17 protein-coding genes and 1 pseudogene are annotated in these 15,530 nt (G+C 63.9%); 11 read left to right on the top strand and 7 right to left on the bottom strand.

Annotated features, from left to right (window positions below; translation table 11 throughout):
• Positions 1-518: 518 nt before the first annotated feature.
• Together E3T29_RS20080 and E3T29_RS03155 are read right to left on the bottom strand one after the other, a co-directional pair.
• Positions 519-1,096 (bottom strand): annotated as a pseudogene (locus tag E3T29_RS20080) (Tn3 family transposase); the annotation flags it as partial.
• Between the two features lie 189 nt (positions 1,097-1,285).
• Complete coding sequence (locus E3T29_RS03155) at positions 1,286-1,876, bottom strand: TetR/AcrR family transcriptional regulator (RefSeq protein WP_134344032.1); 591 nt, start codon at positions 1,874-1,876, stop codon at positions 1,286-1,288.
• 71 nt (positions 1,877-1,947) lie between these two features.
• Between E3T29_RS03155 and E3T29_RS03150 the strand changes: the two genes are divergently transcribed.
• Together E3T29_RS03150 and E3T29_RS03145 are read left to right on the top strand one after the other, a co-directional pair.
• Positions 1,948-2,304, top strand: a complete 357-nt coding sequence (locus E3T29_RS03150; protein WP_092340050.1) for a DsrE family protein — start codon at positions 1,948-1,950, stop codon at positions 2,302-2,304.
• 43 nt (positions 2,305-2,347) lie between these two features.
• The gene (locus tag E3T29_RS03145) at positions 2,348-2,641 is read left to right on the top strand and encodes a putative quinol monooxygenase (protein ID WP_134344031.1); all 294 of its coding nucleotides are present in this window, start codon (positions 2,348-2,350) and stop codon (positions 2,639-2,641) included.
• Between the two features lie 315 nt (positions 2,642-2,956).
• Here the strand turns inward: E3T29_RS03145 and E3T29_RS03140 are convergent, their stop codons facing one another.
• From E3T29_RS03140 to E3T29_RS03120, 5 genes are all read right to left on the bottom strand, one after another.
• The gene (locus E3T29_RS03140) at positions 2,957-3,919 is read right to left on the bottom strand and encodes a RimK family alpha-L-glutamate ligase (protein ID WP_134344030.1); all 963 of its coding nucleotides are present in this window, start codon (positions 3,917-3,919) and stop codon (positions 2,957-2,959) included.
• A 76-nt stretch (positions 3,920-3,995) separates the two neighbouring features.
• Positions 3,996-5,576 carry an AbgT family transporter gene (locus tag E3T29_RS03135; RefSeq protein WP_134344029.1) on the bottom strand — a complete coding sequence of 527 codons (1,581 nt, stop codon included), beginning with the start codon at positions 5,574-5,576 and terminating at the stop codon, positions 3,996-3,998.
• A gap of 39 nt (positions 5,577-5,615) precedes the next feature.
• A complete protein-coding gene (locus E3T29_RS03130; RefSeq protein WP_134344028.1) occupies positions 5,616-6,944 on the bottom strand; it encodes a M20 family metallopeptidase in 1,329 nt (442 codons plus the stop codon).
• A gap of 133 nt (positions 6,945-7,077) precedes the next feature.
• Complete coding sequence (locus tag E3T29_RS03125; protein WP_134344027.1) at positions 7,078-7,581, bottom strand: SRPBCC family protein; 504 nt, start codon at positions 7,579-7,581, stop codon at positions 7,078-7,080.
• Positions 7,582-7,603: 22 nt separating this feature from the next.
• Entirely contained in the window at positions 7,604-8,341 is a 738-nt protein-coding gene (locus E3T29_RS03120; protein WP_134344026.1) for a hypothetical protein, read from the bottom strand.
• Positions 8,342-8,910: 569 nt separating this feature from the next.
• Between E3T29_RS03120 and E3T29_RS03115 the strand changes: the two genes are divergently transcribed.
• The 9 genes from E3T29_RS03115 (at position 8,911) to E3T29_RS03075 (ending at position 15,431) form a co-directional block, all read left to right on the top strand.
• On the top strand, positions 8,911-9,315 hold the full coding sequence (locus tag E3T29_RS03115; protein ID WP_092340057.1) for a hypothetical protein: 405 nt from the start codon (positions 8,911-8,913) through the stop codon (positions 9,313-9,315).
• A 42-nt stretch (positions 9,316-9,357) separates the two neighbouring features.
• On the top strand, positions 9,358-9,792 hold the full coding sequence (locus tag E3T29_RS03110; protein WP_092340058.1) for a type II 3-dehydroquinate dehydratase: 435 nt from the start codon (positions 9,358-9,360) through the stop codon (positions 9,790-9,792).
• Positions 9,793-9,898: 106 nt separating this feature from the next.
• Positions 9,899-10,462 carry an elongation factor P gene (gene efp / locus E3T29_RS03105; protein WP_092107753.1) on the top strand — a complete coding sequence of 188 codons (564 nt, stop codon included), beginning with the start codon at positions 9,899-9,901 and terminating at the stop codon, positions 10,460-10,462.
• Complete coding sequence (gene nusB, locus E3T29_RS03100) at positions 10,459-10,878, top strand: transcription antitermination factor NusB (protein WP_092107754.1); 420 nt, start codon at positions 10,459-10,461, stop codon at positions 10,876-10,878. The genes efp and nusB overlap by 4 nt, the downstream gene beginning before the upstream one ends.
• Before the next feature lie 58 nt (positions 10,879-10,936).
• A complete protein-coding gene (locus tag E3T29_RS03095) occupies positions 10,937-11,935 on the top strand; it encodes a thioredoxin domain-containing protein (protein ID WP_134344025.1) in 999 nt (332 codons plus the stop codon).
• Between the two features lie 114 nt (positions 11,936-12,049).
• Positions 12,050-12,592, top strand: coding sequence for a bifunctional pyr operon transcriptional regulator/uracil phosphoribosyltransferase PyrR (pyrR, locus tag E3T29_RS03090; RefSeq protein WP_134344024.1), 543 nt, complete (start codon positions 12,050-12,052; stop codon positions 12,590-12,592).
• Positions 12,589-13,551, top strand: a complete 963-nt coding sequence (locus tag E3T29_RS03085; protein WP_092340062.1) for an aspartate carbamoyltransferase catalytic subunit — start codon at positions 12,589-12,591, stop codon at positions 13,549-13,551. The genes pyrR and E3T29_RS03085 overlap by 4 nt, the downstream gene beginning before the upstream one ends.
• Positions 13,541-14,893 (top strand): dihydroorotase, encoded by a 1,353-nt coding sequence (locus tag E3T29_RS03080; RefSeq protein ID WP_092340063.1) that lies wholly within the window; start codon positions 13,541-13,543, stop codon positions 14,891-14,893. Before E3T29_RS03085 ends, E3T29_RS03080 begins: the two co-directional genes overlap by 11 nt.
• Positions 14,886-15,431 (top strand): hypothetical protein, encoded by a 546-nt coding sequence (locus tag E3T29_RS03075; RefSeq protein WP_134344023.1) that lies wholly within the window; start codon positions 14,886-14,888, stop codon positions 15,429-15,431. The genes E3T29_RS03080 and E3T29_RS03075 overlap by 8 nt, the downstream gene beginning before the upstream one ends.
• Positions 15,432-15,530 lie beyond the last annotated feature (99 nt).

Genomic DNA, 15,530 nt, shown 5'->3' with positions numbered 1-15,530 from the left:
GTCCGGGCGATCGGCCAGAGTGCGGGGCATCCTCTCATCATTCGTTGAGCTTCTGCTACCCGATGTAGTCATCAAAGTCTCCGTAAAACCGTACAGAAGCCGAACAGTTGCACGAGGAGGCAAAATATTAGCCGAACTTCCGCGGTTAAGCGTTCGGTGACCGACCGGAGCTACCGCGTCACTAAACTGGCCGCCGAGTTCGACCTGACAACATTCGATTGCGGCGAGCCGGCTTACAACCAGTGGTTGAGCGAGCATGCCCGCACGGCCGTCGAATCAGGTTGCGCGCTGGCATCGGTGAGCGCGTCGTCGGCTACTACGCGATCTGTCCCACCATGGTCGTGCGGTCTGACCTGCCCAGGCCGTTTCAGCGAGGTGTTCTGCGTTGGGCGCCCGCGTGGCTGCTCGCCAGGCAGGCCATGGACCAGTCCCTTCGCGGGGATGTAACCCATAAGTGGGGAGCCCAGCTTCTGCGCGAGGCGCTCCGGAGCATCATCGACCGCCCACGACGGTGGTGGTCAGATAATCGTGGTCGATGCCGACAACGCGGGTCTGGTCAGTTGGTACTCCCGCCAGTAACGGCCCAGCGGGGTTGGCCGGCCGCTTCCTTGCAAGACACGAAGAAGCTCTGATGCTTGCACTGCGCCTGCGGCGAGGCTTCCCGCGACACGCAGCAGATCATCCCAGTGGGTGGTGATCAGGTCGGTGTTGATCTGATTTCGGGCAGGGCCATTCGAAGGACCGTAGTTCGCAGTTCGGTCGGTGCGCCAGAAGCGGGCCGAACCGATGTCTGCGAGGCGGGGGTTGAATTGGTATCAGAGGAGACGGAATAGCCCGAACACGTGGTCGGAGTAGCCGGCAGTGTCGGTCATCAACTCGGTGGGTTGGAGCGTTGTTTGCTGCTCGAGGAGACCGTCGAGGATGTAGAGACTGTCGCGGAGCGTGCCGGGGACGACGATGGCGTGAAAGCCGGCAAATTGGTGGGAGACGAAGTTGAGGAGGTGATTCCTCTGCCGGTACCGAAATATCGACGGTTGGACCCGGCGTTCAGGGTTCGGACGGGGACGACAAACCGGAGCCCGTCGGCTGAGGCGAGATGTGGGTAAATTCGGTGAGGAAACTGGTCCAGCCGGCGACGTCGAGGAGTAGTTCGGGCAGATCTCTGCGAGGCAGACGTTCTTGGATGAGGGTGTGAAGTGTTGTCAGGCTGGGTGGTTCGTCGAGCTTTTCGAGCTTGTCGAGCGCAGTCAAAATGGGGCGGTCTCGCCGCCAGTAGACACCGTCTTTATCGGCTTTGTTGCGAGTCCTCCGGGTTGTGAGCGTCGACGAGTTCTTGTGCCATGGTGCTTGCTTCGCGCACGAGAGCAGCGTCGCGTCCGACTTTCGCTGCTGTGATGGCGGCGTCGTAGAGCAAGACCAGTCGGGATACTGCTGTGGACGTAGTGTCTGCACCGATGAGGATGGCCAGGTGTGCGCGAACGACGGCGCGGTAGCGTTTGGCGACTGTGCGTACTGCCGCGCATTCCGGTAGTTCAATCACGGCGTTGGTGAATGGGCAGCCGTAGAACGTGTTTACTTCAACTGAGCGGGCGAGGGCCTCAAATAGGGCTGAGATCCGATCCCGGCGTGGCGAAAGCGGATTGTCCAGAGCGTGAGCGTTTCCAATCCAGCCGTCTAGTTCCTGTTCCAGGTAGGCCACGACAAGAGCTTCTTTGTTGGCGAAGTTGTTATAGAGGCTGGCTTTGGCGACGCCCGCGTTACGCACAACGAGATCGATTCCCGTTGCATTGATGCCGTGTTCGTGGAATAGGTGGCCTGCCGACGCGAGTAGGCGCGCCTTGGCGCTCACTATCGGGGTGATGGTCGACGAATGCATGCCTTGATATTACCAGACTGATCGGTATACTCAGTAGTGGCCAGATCGGTCTAACTAGGAGGTAAATATTTATGTCTGATTCCAAGATCGCCGTCGTCATTTATGAGCCCATCGGCTCCGACAGTTCACGCGTCTATCGCGGTCTCAAGACTGCCCTAGAATTTAAGGACGCCGGTGATGACGTCGTCGTCGTTTTCGACGGGTCGGGCGTTGAATCCCTCGCCGCCATCTCAGACCCCAAGCACAAGATGAATCCCCTCGCCGTCGCCCTGCACGACAACATCCGGGGCGCGTGTGCATTCTGCGTCGCATCCCACGGGGTTACCGACGCTGTCGACGCTGGCGGGTGGCCGCTGTTGGCTGAGTACAAGGGCGAAGCAAGTATCCGTTCTCTCGTGGTCGAGGGCTACCAGATCCTCAACTTCTAAGCACCACGTCCAACCTTTCACTTTTATATGAATTGGAGTTTTCATGGCCCTGACAGTTCTTCTTGACCTTCGCCTGAAATCGGAAGCCGTTCTCGCTGCGCCGGCCATGCTGCGAGACATCCTTACTGGGACCCGAGCATTTAAGGGGTGTCTGGGTGTTGACGTGTTGCTTGATTGCGACGATCCCGCCCACATGATTTTGCTGGAGCGGTGGGCGTCGGCCGACGCTGACGCGGCCTATCGTCAGTGGCGCTCGGGCGCGGGTGCGACCGAACTGGGCTCATTGCTAGCCAGCGCCCCGCAGGTCTCAGTGTTTGAGACTGCCAGCGACATCTGACTGAGCACTACGGCGCACACCCGAGGTCATGTTCACGTCCTCGGGTGCGCGCTGTGGGTGTGTTCCCGGTTATGGAACCGCGCCGGGTAAGCCGCCTGCACTTGGTGCACCTGCGGGTCAGCCCCACACACAACATGCAGGGAGCAGGCCATGTATCAAGCAGTCTGAAATGAGGTCGCGCTGGCAGAGTTGGATGAGACCATCCTGGTTGACACCACCGTTATATCGGCGGTTCCAACTACCACGTGAACCGCCTTGGGCCAACGTACAGGTTTATCCGTTCGTGAGCTGGTCCCGGCGCCGGCGCCAGGTATTTTAGGCTACGAGCTTTTTGAGGTACCGTGCCAGGGCGCGTGGAGCCGAACGAGGGGCCTCGGCCTCGACGAGCGCGTTGTAGTTCGTGTTGGTATTCACGTCGTAAGTGAGCACTCGACCGTCTTCGGCCTCGATGAACTCGATACCGCAGACTTCCAACCCGTTCCGCCGTGCAAACTCGAGGTATTTGTCGATGATTGAGTGGTCGAAGTCATCGCGCACACTGAACAGTTGCTGACCGGCTACGGGTGCGATGGTGGCGCCGGGAGGCATGATCAACTCGCGCGTGATCGGGTCGATGGCGCAGGCATCCGCTGGGCAGAGTTGGAAGCCGCCCCGCGCGGTATCGGCCTTGACCGCGTAGATGAACTCTCCGCCGACGATCTCGACCCGGGTGATGAAGGGTTCCTTGGCCTGGATGTATTCCTGTATGAGTGTGATGCCGTCCTGCGGCTCCTCGAACTCGTCGGAGGCAACATACTCGGCGAGCTCGTCCTGGCTGTCGAACTTGCGCACCCCCAAGCCCTTACCGCCTTGATTGTGCTTGGTCATGAACGGGGCGGCAAAGCCCTGCGCTGCGGCGAGAATTTGCTCACGGCCCACCGCCGCTACGGTGCGCGGGGTGTCAATTCCGGCGGCCTTGAGCGCGACCAACTGCTCGACCTTACTCATCTCAAGCTCGAGTACGCGCCGGCCATTCACCGTGCGGCGGCCGTGGGCCTCGAGCCAGGCCAGTACGGCGCGCGCGTAGTCTTTCGACATTCCGTGGTCGCGGGTGTGAGCGGATGCGCTGATGCGCGACCAGAAGATTCCCTCCGGCGGCACCGAATCCAGGTCGAGAACCCCGTCGGTGAGCAGCCATTCCTTTACCTCCATACCCTCTGCGTCAAACGCCCGGGCGAACGGTGGAAACCACTCGGGGTTCTCGTGCAGGGCATAGATCGTGGACAGGCTGGAAGTCATGAAAATCCTTTCGGTTGCACTGAAGATAAGAGGGTGATGTCGCGCACTATTCCGCGCGGCCTAACGGCGACTTCCATTAGGGAATGAGGATCCCATTGCCGGGACCCATCGGCAGGTCGAAGAAGTAGAACACACTCAGCACCCCCACCCAGGCGAGCCAGAACGTAACCGCGAAGGGCAGCATGCGGGCGATCATAGTGCCGAGCCCCGCCCGCGGCTCGTACTTGCGCAGCATCGTGAGTAGCACGATCATGTACGGGTTGAGCGGTGTCAGCACCTGGGTGGCCGAATCTCCCACCCGGAAGGCGCCCTGGATAAACGCGGGTTCGTAGCCAAGGAGCACGAACAGCGGCACGAAAACGGCGGCCATCAGCGTCCACATCGCCGAGCCTGAAATGATGAAGAGGTTCAGTAGCGAGGCGAGCAGCACGAAGCTAACCACGGCCGGAAATCCGGTGAGACCGATGGACTCAAGGCCGCTGGCTCCCGCCACGGCAAGCCAACTCCCGATTCCGGAAAAATTGAACAGGGCAATGAACTGGCCGAGGATGAACGCGAGCACTAGGAATCCGCTCATGTCCTTGATAGCTTGCCCCATCACGCGGGGCACGTCACTGCCCCTAGCGATGGTACCGGTGATCTTGCCGTATACCAGACCCGGTATCACGAACATGGCGAAGACGATGAACACGATCGAACTCAGCAGGGGCGAGCGCGGCAGAAACTCGCCGTCTTCGTTGCGCCACGGAGATTCCGGCAGGAGCACGCCGACCAGAATCACCGCAGCGACCACGGCACCAGCCACGAACGACCAGAACAGGCCACGGTTCTCGGCGTCCGTGAGCCGGGCGTTCATCGCGGCGGGAACCAACACGGCGGCGTCGTCGTCGTCGACGACGATCTCCTGGCGCGCAATCCCCTGCCGACCCAGACGCGGTTCCAGGATCTTGTCGATAATGAAGCCGGCGACGGCGATGAGCACGAGCGAGGAAACCACATTGAAGAAATAGTTCGACACCGGGGTAACGGCGGAACCGGCGTTGGGCAGGTTCTGCGTGACAGACGTGGTGATTCCGGCGAACAGCGCGTCGAGGCTCGTCACGAACAGCGAGGTCGAATAGCCGGCGCCCACGGCGGCGAACCCGCCGAGCAGCCCAGCCACCGGGTGCCGCCCGGCTGCCTTGAATACCAGGGCGGCCAGCGGGGGGATGACCACGAAGGCCGCATCAGACATGATCGATCCAACGACCCCCACGAACGCCACGGCATAGGGCAGTGACCAGCGCGGCGCCGATCCGAAGGTCTTGCGGATCAGCGCCGCGAGCAGGCCCGACTTCTCGGCCACACCGACCGCGAGCAGGATGGGCAGCACCGTCGCGAGCGGCGGGAAGCCCAGGTAGTTGACCCCGATATTCTGGGTGAACCAGGTGAGCCCCTCCGCAGTGAAGAAGCCCTTGACCACCGTGACTTCGTCGGTTCCGGGCAGTTGCACCGTGACATTCGCCCACGCCATCGCGGTCGACGCGACCGCCGTGATGCCAAAGAGCAGGAGGAAGAGCATGAACGGGTCTGGCAGTTTGTTGCCGACGCGTTCGATTCCGCCGAGAAAACGATCGATCAGGGCGCTACGCCGGGTGAGGGACGGTTGTGAAGACATGGGGCCTACCTTGCTTCGGGTCGATCGGTGAATGAGGAATCAGTCGAAGAAGTGCGGCACGTCGATCGCGCCGCCCTGCTCCGCGAACTCCTCGGCCACGCTCTGGCGCAGCTCGGCGTCGCAGAGAAAATCGAGGGCGGTGAGCGCGAGCCCGCAGGCTCCGTCAAGGGCACCGACCTCGGCTGCATCCGTTGCTGAGGCCGCCGCGAATTCTCGGGTGTGCAGGGCAACGTCTGGTGCCGCGATCTTGATCAGTGGGTGGATACCGGGGATGCGATGGCTGACATTGCCGAAGTCGGTCGACGCTGCGATGGTTTCCGACACCACGCCGAGCGGCAGCGGCTGGCGGCCGCGGCGCTGTTGGGCGGCGACCCACCGTTCGGTGAGCGCGTCGTTTGTTCGCACCGGCAGGGTGGGGGCGTGTTCGTCCCAGTCGACCTCGACGCTGGTTCCGGTCATCAAGGCCGCACCTCGGGCGATGCCGTTCAACCGTTCGCTGAGGTCCTTGAGGGTCTCGGCGAATTTAGAGCGGGCGTAGAGCTCGAGCACCGCCCGCTCAGGAATTATGCTCGGCCGAGTTCCCCCCTCGCTGATCACGGCGTGCACGCGGTCCACCGGCGGCAGCTGCTGACGCAGCAGGCCAACGGCCTGATACGCCAGGGTTGCCGCGTCGAGGGCGTTGCGTCCCATAAAAGGTTGAGCGGATGCGTGCGCCGCGACGCCCGTAAACGTCACGGTGAGCACCCGCCGGCCGAGCCACACCTGGTCGGCGAGGTCGTAGCCGTAGGGGTGCACCATGATCGCGGCGTCGAGGCCGTCGAAGGCACCGTGCCTGGCCATGACCTCCTTGCCGGAGAAGCCTTCCTCAGCGGGGGTGCCGAGCAATACCACCCGGCCCGTGAATGCGTCGGGATTCTCAGTGAGTGTGTTCGACAGCGCGAGGAAAGCACCGACTCCGGCCGCGGCGATCACATTGTGGCCGCAGCCGTGCCCGACGTCAGGCAAAGCATCGTATTCGCTGAGAATCGCGATGGCCGGGCCGTCGCCCGACCCGATTTCGGCGCGAATTGCGGTATCAATCCCGTTCACGCCGAGCTGTGCGGCTATCCCGTGGCGACCGAGCAGCTCCACCAAATAGGCGGCGCTTCGATGCTCCTGAAAGGCGGTCTCCGGGTCGGCGTGCAGACTGTGAACGACGGCTCTCAGATCCTCGGCAAGCGCCTCGGCGTGGGCTTCGACGACCCGTACCAGTTCTTTCGGGGCCCCGGCGAACCGCGACGGCACCGCCACAGAGGTCTGCATCCTCCGCGCAGTGTCGGCCTGAAGCTTCTGAAGATACGTGGTCGTCGGCACTATCGAATGGCTCATACATCCACACTAGACAGGGTGATTATCTCGTGGCGCCGTCCTGACCAACGCCGTCATCTAGAACGGGTGCTGGGTCAGCATCGCACGTGGTGGAAGCACAGACAGCATGAAGGAATAAGCGCGAGCGGCCCAGTCATGACGGGGCCTGGTCTTCTGCATCGGCGGAGACCTCGACGATCCGCTTGATCGCGGCGAGGGTTTTGGGGATGCCATCGAGGGCCTGCTGGGTGCGGTCGGCGATCTGAGCGTTCGCCTCGTCGCCGAACTTCTCCTCGAACATGGCGATCCCGTCCGGCAGGAACTCCCAAGACTCGGTGAGTCTCGTCCCGGTCTCCGCAGCGGCGAAGCTGAAGCCCCAGCGCACGAAGCTGCCGCCCACCACCCAGGCGAACTCGCGACCGCGCTCTGCCGTCACCACCTCGGACCGGGTCTGCCAGGTCCGCTGCGGGAGCTCGTTGCGCCCGGTAAACCAGGCACCAACCCGACCAGCCTCGGCCTCGTCGTCCCACCAGCACGACTTACAGACCGGACTCCACTCGCCGGTGCGGGTGATGTCGGAGAGAAGGTCGTAGAGAAACGTAGCCGATGCGTCGACGAGGATGGATTCTTGGTGGCTGAGGGTGCTTGTCTCACTCATGCATTTACCCTAACGACGGGGGTCACTTCTTCTGCCGCCGGCTGCCGCCGTGCCAGTCTTCTTGTTCTCCGACTGCGTCTCTGTCGATTCCGAACGCGGCTAGCTGTGGCCGTTCGCGTAGGCTCCGTTTAAGTTCGGCAAAACCCGGGAAGCGGGCCAGAGCGACTACGTGGTCCCACAACTCGACCGCCGAGTCCTCGTGTGGCAGTCGGCTGATCACCGGCCCGAAGAAGGCCACACCGGCGGGCGGCTCGAAGTGGATGATGGGCGTGCCCACGTCTTTTCCCGTCAGCGAGAGTGCCTCGTCCGTCTCCTGCTGGATCTCCCCGTCCCATGATTCGTCGTCGAGAGCGTCCGCCAGCTCGAGTGGCAGGCCCGCCTCGGCGAGGATCGGTTCCGCGAACTCACGCGTCCCGCGGAGCTCACGCAGGTCGACCTCGGCCTGGTGGTTGGCCGGGCTGGGGGCGGTGTCGAAGATGTGGGTCCCGAAGGCGGCGTACAGCGGTGCCATCGCCTCGCGGCCGTGCTCCGCTCGCGCCCGGGCGGCTACCCGCAGGAGCCGGAGTCCGGCGGTGTGGCCAGCTTCGTACTCGGGAGGGAAGTGCGCGTCGTAGTCGACCTTGGCGTTGATCAGGCGCAACGAGATGAACCGCCAGTCCACGGTGTAGTCGCGCTGCGCCTGCACCTGGCGCACCCATTTGCTGGTCATCCAGGCGAAGGGGCAGACCGGGTCGAAGTAGAAGTTAATGTCGGCGTCCATGCGTCCACCCTAGGTCAGTGCCACAAACACGACCGAGATGGACCGGGCGAGGTGGGCTCGAGGAGCGCCCTCGCACTGACCAGAGCGTGCGCCGGATCAGGACGGTGGCGAGCTGTTCCGGCGTGCCCACGGCGCCCCGCACACCCTTCACAATCTTGAGCGGACGTTTTCGTTCCGTTACTACGCAGAACCCTAGTCCTGTGGCTCGCGCGAAAGACCGATCCTCGCCCGGTGCCTTTATCGCCCGATGCGGTCGAGCAGATTCAGTGATTGGCCAAGCTTGGCGATGAGGGGCTCCTCTCCGAAGCAGAATACGAAGCGAAACGCGCCGAACTTCTCGGCCGAATCTGACCGCCGGCACAGGTACGTCCATGTGCGGTGCCTGTCCCGGAGGTGAGAACCTCACGGTCACGGTGGTGTGGGCCGCTCACCGGCTCGAGGCGTACTGACCTGCGGCGGGAGTCGAGCCCCTGCTGGCACCGTCGCCGGAAGATATTCACAGCCGAGTGAGTTCAGCAATTTTCTGGGGATAACCTTTCGCCCCGGCAACTGTGATTCATTCTGGGCCCATGACACTGTCAATGAAAATTGAAGACTCCCCGCCCGTGTTCACCCTGGAGCAGGCCAGAGCCCGGGTTTTCGACCTGATCGGCCACGCGATCCAGCCGCAGATCTGGCTCATGGTGCTCGACGTCCACGGGCAGCAGCTCTCGCTGCTGATTCCGATCGACGGAATTCCGGTACGTCCGGAACCTGGTTCCGTTCGCCCATTCGCCGTGCGGATCAACGAGATCGTGGCACGGGACGCTCCGGGAGGCAGCCTGATCGTGACGCTGGAACGGCCGGGATCGGCGGCCCTCACCGCCCCCGACCAGGCCTGGGCGATGGAACTGACCGAGTCCTTCGGCAAGCTCATGCGCATCTCCGGCCTGTTCGTGGCACACGATGACGGCATCGCAATTCTTGCTCCCTGAGGGCGGCCCGCTGGCACGGGTACCACGGCCTAGGCTGAGTGGATGAGTACAGTGCTGGTTCTGAACGGTCCGAACCTCGGGCGCCTCGGCAGTCGCGAGCCCGATGTCTACGGGTCGGCGAACCTGGACGACCTGCGCGAGCTGCTCGTCGCATCCGCTCGCGAAGGCGTGAGCATCGATCTGCGGCAGACCGACGACGAGGCCGAACTCATTCACTGGCTGTACGAAGCCGTCGACGAGCGGATGCCGGTGATCCTGAATCCGGCAGCGTTCACGCACTACAGCTATGCGCTGCGGGATGCTGCGTCCCTGGTCACCAAGGCGGGCCTGCTGCTGATCGAGGTGCACATCTCCAACCCGCACGCTCGCGAGACGTTTCGCCACACGAGCGTCGTGAGCGCCATTGCGACCGGTGTCATCGCCGGTCTCGGCTTCGACTCCTACCGGCTGGCACTGGACTTCGTCACCGCACCGTGACGCTCCGGCACCGGATTGCCTTTGGAGCCTGAGGCTAGGGCACGTAGAATCGACAAGGTGCCATTTGCACCCGCGTACCTTATCAATTGAACGGAACACCCCTCCCATGGCTTCTACCGCTGATATCAGAAACGGCGTCGTACTCAACATGGATGGCCAGCTTTGGGCCGTCGTCGAGTTTCAGCACGTCAAGCCGGGCAAGGGTGGCGCCTTCGTTCGCACCAAGATGAAGAACGTCGTCTCCGGTAAAACCGTTGACCGTACCTTCAACGCCGGCGCCAAGATCGAGACCGAAAACGTCGATCGTCGCGACTTTCAGTACCTTTACAACGATGGCGACGCCTACGTCTTCATGGACGTCGCCGACTACGACCAGATCACCGTGTCCGCCGCTGTTGTCGGCGATGCGAGCAACTTCATGCTCGAAAACCAGGCGGTGACCGTGGCGCTGCACAACGGCAACCCGCTGTATGTCGAGCTGCCGGCATCCGTCACCCTGGAAATCACCTACACCGAGCCGGGCCTGCAGGGCGACCGCTCGACCGGCGGCACGAAGCCCGCCACCGTCGAGACCGGCTACCAGATTCAGGTTCCGCTGTTCCTCGAACAGGGCACCAAAGTCAAGGTCGATACCCGCACCGGCGACTACCTTGGTCGCGTCAACGAATGAGCGCACGTACCAAGGCTCGCAAGCGCGCCATTGACATTCTGTACGCGGCCGATGTGCGTCAGATCAGCATTCCGGAGTCGCTGGCAACGGAGGCTGAGCGTGCAGCGAGCGAGCCGGCTCGACTGGCCTCGTGGCTCTACGCCCGTGAGCTCGTCGACGGCGTCGTCGACCACCGGGAAGAGATCGACGAACTGATCGAGACCTACTCGCAAGGCTGGTCGCTTGCGCGCATGCCCAACATCGATCGCGCCATTCTGCGCATCGGAATCTGGGAGATTCTCTACAACGATGCCGTACCGCACGCCGTCGCCATCGATGAAGCCGTCGAAGCCGCCAAGATTCTCTCAACGGATGACTCGGCCGGCTTTGTGAACGGACTGCTCGGCAAGATCGCCCAAACCGCACCGTCGGCCTGACGACCCAACAGACTCGGCTCCTGCCGGGTTCGACTCGAAGCCAGCGAAGGACACGCACATGGATAACACCGGAACAGACGCTCCCCGCGATCAGCCGAATCCGACGAATCCGTATCAACCCGTGCCGCCGACGGGCGTGCCAGCCGGGCCGTTCGTGCCCCCGCCGTTCGTGAGTGCACCGAAGACCAACACCCTGGCCATCGTGTCGTTCGTGTCGTCGTTCTTCATCGGCCTTGTGGCCATCATCACGGGACACATTGCGCTCGGGCAGATTCGCGCACGGGGCGAGCTGGGCCGTGGCTTCGCCCTGGCCGGTCTCATCATCGGATACTTCATGGTCGCCGTGACAAGCGTTCTGCTGGTGTTGTTGATCGTCTTTGCCTCCGCTATCGGGGCGTTCCTGGTCGCCATTGACTCCAATTCCAGCTCCTTCGATGGGGGCTCGCCCACGTCGTCGGCGGCTCCCGAGTCGCCCGCGCCGCTGCCGACCGGTCAGCTCGGCGCCGCAAACTTCGACGCTGGTTATCTCGAATTCGGCACCGGCGCGGTCATCATCGACGAGTACGTCGACCCCATGTGCCCGTTCTGTGCCCAGTTCGAGCAGACCAACGGGGAACTTCTCGCTGCTGGAGTGGCGAGCGGCGACATCACGCTTCGAGTGCACTCACTCACCTTTCTCGACTCGCGGTCACAGGGCACGAACTACTCCAGCCGCGCCTCAGCGGCACTGACCTGCCAGGCCACCCTGAACCCCGACGAGACCCTCGCCTTTCTGTCGGCTCTGTTTGCCAACCAGCCCTCCGAACAGACCGCCGGGCGCAGCAATAGCCAACTCGCCGACCTCGCGCCAGGCTCGATCAGCATCGCTGACTGCCTCGAATCCGGGGATTACGAGGGCTGGTCCCAGCAGAACACCGAGGCCGCGCTGACCAAGATCGATGGAGCCGACATTCCGTCGGTTGCTGGCACGCCCACCGTGCTCGTCGACGGCGTGCACTACACCGGCAGCAACACCGACCTGGCCGAATTCCAGGCCTTCGTCGCCGCTGCCTTCTAGCGCGGTGCACCGGAAGTCGTTGGTGCGCCCACAAGGGCGTGCCAACGACTAAGCTGAACCTATTCAGACATCCTTTAATGATCCGTCCTGTGAGACGGGGAAGGAGGTCGGCATTTGGCGCACATTGTGCTCACTCAGGCTGACATCACCCGCGCGTTGACTCGAATTTCCCACGAGATTCTGGAGTCCAATCGGGGCCCGGAAAACCTCGTCATCCTCGGTATCCCGACACGCGGGGTTATTCTCGCTCGCCGCATTGCCGAGATCATCCAGAGCATCGAACCCGCGGCAACGGCCGTGCGAGTCGGATCGCTTGATGTCACGCTCTACCGCGACGACCTCGCCCACGGCCGCACCCGCACGCCGTCCCGAACCGAAGTGCCAGGCAGCATCAACGGTGCCACCGTCGTCCTCGTCGACGATGTGCTGTACTCGGGCCGCACCATCCGCAGCGCCCTCGACGCGCTCGGTGATCACGGCCGCCCCACCATCGTGCGTCTGGCGGTTCTCGTCGATCGTGGCCACCGCGAGCTGCCAATTCGGGCCGACTTCGTGGGTCGCAACCTGCCGACGGCCACCGACGAGCGCATCAACGTGCACCTCGAAGAGATCGACGGCGACGAATTCGTCTCGATCGACGGCGGGAGCAACCGATGAGGCACCTGCTGTCTACCAAGGACCTTTCCCGGGACGAAGCGATCAACCTGCTCGACATTGCCGAAGACATGGCGGATGTCGCCCAGCGGGAGGTCAAGAAACTCCCGACTTTGCGTGGCAAGACCGTCGTCAACCTGTTCTTCGAGGACTCCACCCGCACCCGCATCTCCTTTGAAGCCGCCGCAAAGCGCCTGAGCGCCGACGTGATCAACTTCAGCGCCAAGGGATCGAGCGTGTCGAAGGGTGAAAGCCTGAAGGACACCGCGCAAACCCTCGCCGCGATCGGTGCCGACGGAGTCGTCATCCGCCACCCGGCCTCCGGCGGCCCGGCGGTACTCGCCGCGAGCGGCTGGATCGACGCCGGCATCATCAACGCCGGCGACGGCACCCACGAGCATCCCACCCAGGCCCTGCTCGACGCGTTCACCATTCGCCGCCGCAATCATGGCCCGGCCTCGCGCGGCAAGGGCCTAGACGGGGTGACTGTCACCATCGTCGGCGACGTGCTGCACTCCCGGGTCGCCCGCTCCAACCTGTGGCTCCTCACCACCCTCGGCGCCGAGGTCACCTTCGTGGCCCCGCCCACCCTCCTGCCGAGCGACACCTCGCTCTGGCCTGCCCGGTTCAGCTTCGACCTCGACGACGCGATCGACGCCGGCCCCGACGTGGTCATGATGCTGCGCATCCAGACCGAACGGATGAGCGCGGCCTTCTTCCCAAGCAGCCGCGAGTACTCCCGGGTGTGGGGCCTCGACGACGCGCGATTCGGTCGGCTCGGTCCGGCTAGCATTGTTATGCACCCGGGCCCGATGAATCGTGGTTTGGAGATCTCTTCGGCGGCGGCCGACTCCGCTAATTCCACCGTGCTCGAACAGGTCACGAACGGTGTCTCCGTGCGGATGGCCGCACTCTACTTGCTCTTATCCGGTGACCGGAAGGAATCAAAGAATGTCGATTGACGGTTTGCAACAGCGCTGGCTGATTCGCGGGGCGACCCTGCCGGACGGCACGGGCACGGATATCCGTCTTGATGGTGCACGCATCGTCGAGCTGGGGTCCGGCCTCTCCCCGAGCGGCGCGAGCGTGATCGACGCCGACGGGCTCATCGCGCTGCCCGGTCTGGTCGACCTGCACGCCCACCTGCGCGAACCCGGCTACGAGCACAGCGAAACCGTGCTGAGCGGCAGCCGCGCTGCCGCCCGCGGCGGCTTCACGAGCGTGTTCGCCATGGCCAACACCCTGCCGGCACAGGACACCGCCGGGGTGGTCGAGCAGGTGCTCGCCCTCGGCGAAACCGCCGGCTACGTCGACGTGCAGCCGATCGGCGCCGTCACCGTGGGCCTGGCCGGCAAACAACTCGCCGAACTCGGCGCCATGGCCTCCAGTCGCGCCCGCGTGCGGGTGTTCTCCGACGACGGCTTCTGCGTCTCTGACCCGCTGCTCATGCGTCGCGCCCTCGAATACGTGAAGGCGTTCGACGGCGTCATCGCCCAGCACTCGCAGGAACCGCGCCTCACCGAAAAAGCCCAGATGAACGAGGGCGCCCTCTCCGGCGAACTCGGCCTGGTCGGCTGGCCGGCCGTCGCCGAAGAGTCGATCATCGCCCGCGACGTTCTGCTGGCCGAACACGTCGGGTCACGCCTGCACGTCTGCCACGTCTCCACGGCCGGCTCGGTCGACGTGATCCGCTGGGCCAAGGCCCGCGGCATCAACGTGAGCGCCGAGGTCACGCCGCACCACCTGCTGCTCACCGAAGATCTCGTGCGCGGCTACGACGCCCGGTTCAAGGTGAACCCTCCGCTGCGCAGCCGCGAAGACGTCGAAGCCCTGCGCGCCGGACTCGCCGACGGCACCATCGACATCGTCGCCACCGACCACGCCCCGCACCCCGCCGAAAGCAAGGACTGCGAGTGGGACGCCGCCGCCAACGGCATGATCGGGCTGGAATCAGCGCTGTCGGTCGTGCACGCCGCTGTCGTCGCGACCGGGCTGCTCGACTGGGTCGACATCGAACGTGTGCTTTCCCGTGCGCCCGCTCACATCGGGCGCGTCACTGGTCAGGGCAACCCGATCGCGGTCGGGTCGCCGGCCGAACTGACCCTGTACGACGCTGCGGCCACCCGAGTGTTCGGCCGCGCCGACCTCGCCGGCACGAGTACAAACTCCCCGTACCTGTCAATGACCCTGCCGGGCGAGGTGCGCGCAACGTTCCACCGCGGCTACGCCACGGTGCTCGATGGAGCAGTGCGCAGCAGCCTCGAGATAGCCGGTCACGCGAGCGGAGTACTCACTCATGGATAGGTCCATCCCCGCCATCATCACAGCGCTCGTCCTGCTCGGCGTCCTCGTGCTCATGTGGCGCAGCTGGCGAAAGCGCAGCCGGCGAGACGCCGGGCTCAGTGCCGGCTACCCGATGCCAGGCAGCGCCGCAGTCGAGCTGGCCAGGGCCGAGGCCTACTACGTGGCGACCACGCCCCGCGACGCACCGCTCGAACGCCTCGCCATCCGTGGCCTGGGCTTTCGCGCCCGCGCCGCCCTGACCGTGTCCGAGACCGGCGTGGTGCTGGATCTCGACGGCAACCAGCCGGTGTTCGTCTCGGCCGCAGCCATCGACGCGATCGGCGCCGCCCAGGTCGCCATCGACCGTGCCGTCGAAACTGACGGACTCGTTCGTCTGAGCTGGCGACTAAACTCGGCCGCCAGCACCGACGACCGCCGTGCCGTCGACAGCTTCTTTCGCATCATCGATCCGAATGATCGCGCTCGCCTCGTCGACTCGATCCGAACCATTACCGCCGCGCGCACAGATCCGGCCCATCAAGACGAAAGTGAGGCCTGACGTGCCCGACTCCACCGCACCAGACCAGGCAGATTCCACCGAATCAGCCGAACAGGCAACCCCCGAGCAGTCCGTCTCGGGCGTGGCCGGATCGGGCCA

The organism is Cryobacterium sp. TMT1-66-1 (genome assembly GCF_004403435.1).
GTDB classification, from domain to species: domain Bacteria; phylum Actinomycetota; class Actinomycetes; order Actinomycetales; family Microbacteriaceae; genus Cryobacterium; species Cryobacterium flavum.
This window is presented reverse-complemented; position numbering and strand designations above follow the sequence as displayed.

Coding starts and splice junctions, on each gene's coding strand:
- E3T29_RS03155 (WP_134344032.1), bottom strand. CDS start 1,876: ATGCATTCGTCGACCATCACCCCGATAGTGAGCGCCAAGGCGCGCCTA.
- nusB (WP_092107754.1), top strand. CDS start 10,459: ATGAGCGCACGTACCAAGGCTCGCAAGCGCGCCATTGACATTCTGTAC.
- E3T29_RS03085 (WP_092340062.1), top strand. CDS start 12,589: ATGAGGCACCTGCTGTCTACCAAGGACCTTTCCCGGGACGAAGCGATC.
- E3T29_RS03130 (WP_134344028.1), bottom strand. CDS start 6,944: ATGAGCCATTCGATAGTGCCGACGACCACGTATCTTCAGAAGCTTCAG.
- E3T29_RS03125 (WP_134344027.1), bottom strand. CDS start 7,581: ATGAGTGAGACAAGCACCCTCAGCCACCAAGAATCCATCCTCGTCGAC.
- efp (WP_092107753.1), top strand. CDS start 9,899: ATGGCTTCTACCGCTGATATCAGAAACGGCGTCGTACTCAACATGGAT.
- E3T29_RS03080 (WP_092340063.1), top strand. CDS start 13,541: ATGTCGATTGACGGTTTGCAACAGCGCTGGCTGATTCGCGGGGCGACC.
- E3T29_RS03150 (WP_092340050.1), top strand. CDS start 1,948: ATGTCTGATTCCAAGATCGCCGTCGTCATTTATGAGCCCATCGGCTCC.
- E3T29_RS03115 (WP_092340057.1), top strand. CDS start 8,911: ATGACACTGTCAATGAAAATTGAAGACTCCCCGCCCGTGTTCACCCTG.
- E3T29_RS03135 (WP_134344029.1), bottom strand. CDS start 5,576: ATGTCTTCACAACCGTCCCTCACCCGGCGTAGCGCCCTGATCGATCGT.
- E3T29_RS03110 (WP_092340058.1), top strand. CDS start 9,358: ATGAGTACAGTGCTGGTTCTGAACGGTCCGAACCTCGGGCGCCTCGGC.
- E3T29_RS03145 (WP_134344031.1), top strand. CDS start 2,348: ATGGCCCTGACAGTTCTTCTTGACCTTCGCCTGAAATCGGAAGCCGTT.
- E3T29_RS03075 (WP_134344023.1), top strand. CDS start 14,886: ATGGATAGGTCCATCCCCGCCATCATCACAGCGCTCGTCCTGCTCGGC.
- E3T29_RS03120 (WP_134344026.1), bottom strand. CDS start 8,341: ATGGACGCCGACATTAACTTCTACTTCGACCCGGTCTGCCCCTTCGCC.
- E3T29_RS03140 (WP_134344030.1), bottom strand. CDS start 3,919: ATGACTTCCAGCCTGTCCACGATCTATGCCCTGCACGAGAACCCCGAG.
- E3T29_RS03095 (WP_134344025.1), top strand. CDS start 10,937: ATGGATAACACCGGAACAGACGCTCCCCGCGATCAGCCGAATCCGACG.